The 4140-nt window shown below is 72.0% G+C and carries 5 protein-coding genes; 4 read left to right on the top strand and 1 reads right to left on the bottom strand.

The genetic code is table 11. The features are described 5' to 3' along the window. The 3 genes from VK640_00775 to VK640_00765 form a co-directional block, all read left to right on the top strand. The coding region (locus VK640_00775) for an amidohydrolase family protein (protein ID HTE71721.1) at positions 1–1132 on the top strand (1132 nt) is incomplete at its 5' end. Positions 1133–1218: 86 nt separating this feature from the next. Beyond that, positions 1219–1572 carry a metalloregulator ArsR/SmtB family transcription factor gene (locus tag VK640_00770; GenBank protein HTE71720.1) on the top strand — a complete coding sequence of 118 codons (354 nt, stop codon included), beginning with the start codon at positions 1219–1221 and terminating at the stop codon, positions 1570–1572. Next, positions 1569–2054 (top strand): SRPBCC family protein, encoded by a 486-nt coding sequence (locus VK640_00765; protein ID HTE71719.1) that lies wholly within the window; start codon positions 1569–1571, stop codon positions 2052–2054. The genes VK640_00770 and VK640_00765 overlap by 4 nt, the downstream gene beginning before the upstream one ends. Positions 2055–2060: 6 nt before the next feature. On the opposite strand, the gene VK640_00760 is transcribed toward VK640_00765, so the two are convergent. Beyond that, positions 2061–2870 (bottom strand): MBL fold metallo-hydrolase, encoded by an 810-nt coding sequence (locus VK640_00760; protein HTE71718.1) that lies wholly within the window; start codon positions 2868–2870, stop codon positions 2061–2063. Positions 2871–2965: 95 nt separating this feature from the next. Between VK640_00760 and VK640_00755 the strand changes: the two genes are divergently transcribed. Beyond that, a partial coding sequence (locus tag VK640_00755; protein HTE71717.1) for a TldD/PmbA family protein occupies positions 2966–4140 on the top strand: 1175 nt, incomplete at its 3' end.

The raw sequence follows: 4140 nt of genomic DNA, 5'->3' as shown, positions 1-4140 counted from the left end.
GCTGCCCGGGATGGTCAACACGCACTCCCACGCCCCGATGGTGCTGTTCCGCGGGCAGGGGGAGGGGCTGCCGCTGGACCGCTGGCTGCAGGAGGTCATGTGGCCGCGCGAGGCGCGGCTGACGCCGGAGGACGTCGAAGTAGCGATGACCGCCGCGTCCGCGGAGATGCTCGGCAACGGGGTCACCACGAGCGTCGAGATGTACTTCCATCCGGAACGAATCGCCGCCGCCGTGGGGCGGACCGGTGCCCGCGCGATCATCGCGACCCCGCTGCTACCGCTGCCGGGGCTGCCGCCCTTCGACGAGCAGTTGAAGTCGGCCGTCGAGCTGGCGACGGCAGTCCCCGGCGACGGGACGGTGGAGTACGGCATCGGCCCGCATGCCGCCTACACGGTGCCGCTACCCGTCCTTCGGGCCGCCGCGACCGCCGCCCGCGAGCACGGACTCCTGCTCAACCTGCACGTCGCGGAGACGGCGACCGAGGGCGCCGACCTGCTGGCCCGGCACGGCCAGTCGGTCCCGGCGCTGCTGGCGGCGCACGACGTTCTCGGCGGTCGGGTGCTGGCCGCGCACTGCGTGCACATGGACGACGCGGACCTCGAACTCTGGGCGGAGCACGACGTCGCCGTCTCCCACTGCCCGGCCAGCAACGCCAAGCTGGCCAGTGGCATCGCGCCGCTGCGCGCGATGCTCGACCGCGGCATCCGGGTCGGCATGGGCACCGACGGTCCGGCGTCCAACGACGGCCTCGACCTGTTCGCCGACCTTCGCCTGGCTGCGTCGCTGGCCCGGCTCGTCGGCCGGTCGGCTACTGCGCTCAGCGCCGCCGAGGCGTTCTGGCTGGCGACGGGCGCTGCCGCCGACGCGATCGGCCGCCCGGACCTGGGGCAGCTCGAGGCGGGACGACGGGCCGACCTCGTGCACGTCGACACCCGGAACCTGGTGTTCGAGCCCGTCGGCGATACGGGCGACGTCCTCGCCCACCTCGTCTGGTCGGGCGCGGGCAGGCACGTGCGCGACGTCTGGGTGGGCGGCAGGCAGGTGGTCGCCGACGGCGCCTCGACGACCGTCGACCCCGAGGCGCTGCGCCTCGACGTCGCCGCCCGTGCCGCCCGTCTCGCCGCCGCCTGAACTTTCTCAACCAAACGGTTGACAACGCCGAGCCGTCGGTTCTAGCCTGCTTCTCAACCGAAAGGTTGAGCAATCAGGAGGACGCAGTGGCGGCAGATCCGCTCTCCCGGGTGTTCTCGGCGCTGGCCGACCCCACCCGGCGGGACATCGTGGCGCGGCTCGCGGTGGGCGACGCCACGGTCAACGAGCTCGCCGCGCCGTACGACGTGACCGTCCAGGCCGTCTCCAAGCACCTGAAGGTGCTCGAGGACGCCGGCCTGGTCAGCCGGCGCCGGGAGGCCCAGCGCCGCCCGGTGCACCTCGAGGCGAATGTGTTCGACCTGATGACCAAGTGGATCGAGCGCTACCGGCAGCAGGCCGAGGAGCGCTACCGCCGTCTGGACGACGTCCTGCGATCCATGCCGGACGTTCCCCCCACCCCGGAAGGAAAGCCGTCATGACCAGCACCACGCACCACGAGACCCAGATCGTCAGCGACCCCGACGTCCCGCTCGTGCGGATCATCCGGGAGTTCGACGCCCCGCCGGAGAAGGTCTTCCGGGCGCACACCGACCCGGACCTGATCGTCCAGTGGCTCGGCCCGCGGGATCTCACGATGACGATCGACCACTTCGACTGCCGCACCGGCGGCTCCTACCGCTACATCCACTCGCGGGACGGCGAGGACTACGGCTTCCACGGGTGCTTCCACGAGGTGCGGCCGAACGAGCTGATCGTGCAGACCTTCACCTTCGAGGGCATGCCGGACGGCGTCGCGCTGGAGAAGCTGCGGCTGGAGGACCTCGGCAACGGCCGCACCCGGCTGACCGCCACCTCGCTGGTCGATTCCTTCGCCGACCGCGACGCCTTCGTCGCCAGCGGCATGGAGTCCGGCGTCGTCGAGGGCTACGAGCGGCTCGACGAGGTGCTGGCGCGAGGCTGACAGCGGCTAGGCCCGCAGCGAGATGGTGTCGCCGCGCAGCACGGTCCGCAGTTCGCCGGGCAGCTCGCGGCGGCCCACCTCCGCGAGGAAGTCCCCCAGGGGGCTCTTGAACCGGCTGTAGTCGTCGAAGTGGACGGGCACGGTGACCGGCGGCTTCAGCAGCTCGACCAGGTCCGCGCCCTGCCGGGCGTCCATGGTGACCGTGACGCCGAGGACCTTCGTTCCGCCCAGGTGTGGGATCAGCACGTCGAGCGGCCCGCACCGCTCCAGCACCTCGCCGAGGAACGGCCGGTAGAGGGTGTCGCCGCTGACGTAGCCCCGCCACGACACCTCCGAACCCGTCGTCCCGCCGTGCACGAGCTCGAGAACGCTGCCCATCACCTGCGGCAGCACCCGGTCCAGGGCGCCCGGTCCGTGCACGCCGGGCACCGACGTCACCCGCAGGATCTCGGTGCCGCGCCGGAACTCGTACGTCTCCCACGGCCGCAGGTCCGACGTGGACGTGAAGCCCCGGTCGGCGAGGCACTTCGCGGCCTCCGGCGTGGTGACGACGGGCGTGCCCTTGGGCAGCGACCTCGTGGCGATGCGGTCCCAGTGGTCGCCGTGCATGTGGCTGAGCAGGATGCCGTCGAGCGCCGGCAGCTGGGTCGGCTGCAGCGCCGGCTCGGTCCGCCGCTTCGCCCGTAGGCCGTACCCGAGGTGAGCCCGCTGCCCGCGGTGCAGGAAGTTCGGATCGGTGAGCAGCGTGAACGGTCCGATCCGCAGCAGCGTCGTGGCGTTCCCGCCGAAGGTGAGCGTGACGTCGTCCCCGGCCATGCCGGGCGGACTACCCGTTATCGGGGCCGACGACGCCCCCCGTGGTCAGTAGCGAGGCGAACAATCTCCTCGCCCCGGCTGGTAGACAGAGGCACGTGGCACCCTCCCGCACCGTCGACGAGACGTTCCTCGCCCTGCCGCTGGCCGCGCTGACCGACGCCGCGCTCACCCGCGCCGTCGACCTCGGCTGCGAGCACGCCGACATCCGCGTCGAGCGCATCCACACCCAGACGGTGAGCCTGCGCGACGCCCGGCCCGAGGCCTTCACCGACGGCGAGGACCTCGGGCTCGCCGTCCGCGTGGTGCACGAGGGCACGTGGGGGTTCGCCGCGGGCGTCGTCCTCACCGCTGCCGAGGCCGTCCGGCTGGCCGAGGAGGCCGTGACCGTCGCCAAGGTCTCCGCGGCCATCAACAGCGACCGCGTCGAGCTCGCCCCCGAGCCGGTCTACGCCGACGCGATGTGGGTCTCCGACTACGAGATCGACCCGTTCGGCGTGCCCGACAGCGAGAAGAGCGCGCTGCTCATCGAGCTGTCCGAGCAGCTGATGGCCGCCGACGGCGTGGAGCACGTGCAGAGCAGTTGCATGCACGTGAAGGAGCAGAAGTACTACGCCGACACCGCGGGCACGCGCACCCGGCAGCAGCGGGTGCGCATCCACCCGGAGTTCACCGCGCTCACCGTCGACCGCGCCACCGGGCAGTTCGAGAGCATGCGCACGCTGGCCCCGCCGGTCGGCAAGGGCTGGGAGTACCTCACCGACGGCGGGTGGGACTGGCGCGGTGAGCTCGCGGAGATCCCCGAACTGCTCCGCGAGAAGACGAAGGCGCCGTCGGTCGAGGCCGGCCGCTACGACCTCGTCATCGACCCCTCGAACCTGTTCCTCACCATCCACGAGTCGATCGGCCACGCCACCGAACTCGACCGGGCGCTCGGCTACGAGGCCGCCTACGCCGGCACCTCGTTCGCCACCGTCGACAAGCTCGGCACCCTGAAGTACGGCTCCCCGCTGATGAACGTCACCGGCGACCGGGTCGCGGAGCACGGGCTCTCGACGGTCGGCTGGGACGACGAGGGGGTGGCCGGGCAGCAGTGGGACATCGTCAAGGACGGCGTCCTCGTCGGTTACCAGGTCGACCGGAACATGGCCCGGCTGCGCGGCCTGCCCCGCTCCAACGGCTGCGCGTTCGCCGACTCCTCCCGCCACGTCCCGGTGCAGCGCATGGCCAACGTCTCGCTGCAGCCCACCGCCGACGGCCCGACCACCGAGGA

This window comes from Actinomycetes bacterium, assembly GCA_035489715.1.
In the GTDB taxonomy this organism is placed as follows: domain Bacteria; phylum Actinomycetota; class Actinomycetes; order JACCUZ01; family JACCUZ01; genus DATHAP01.
Note: the sequence above shows the minus strand (reverse complement) of the source record. Positions and strands in the feature narration are given on the sequence as shown.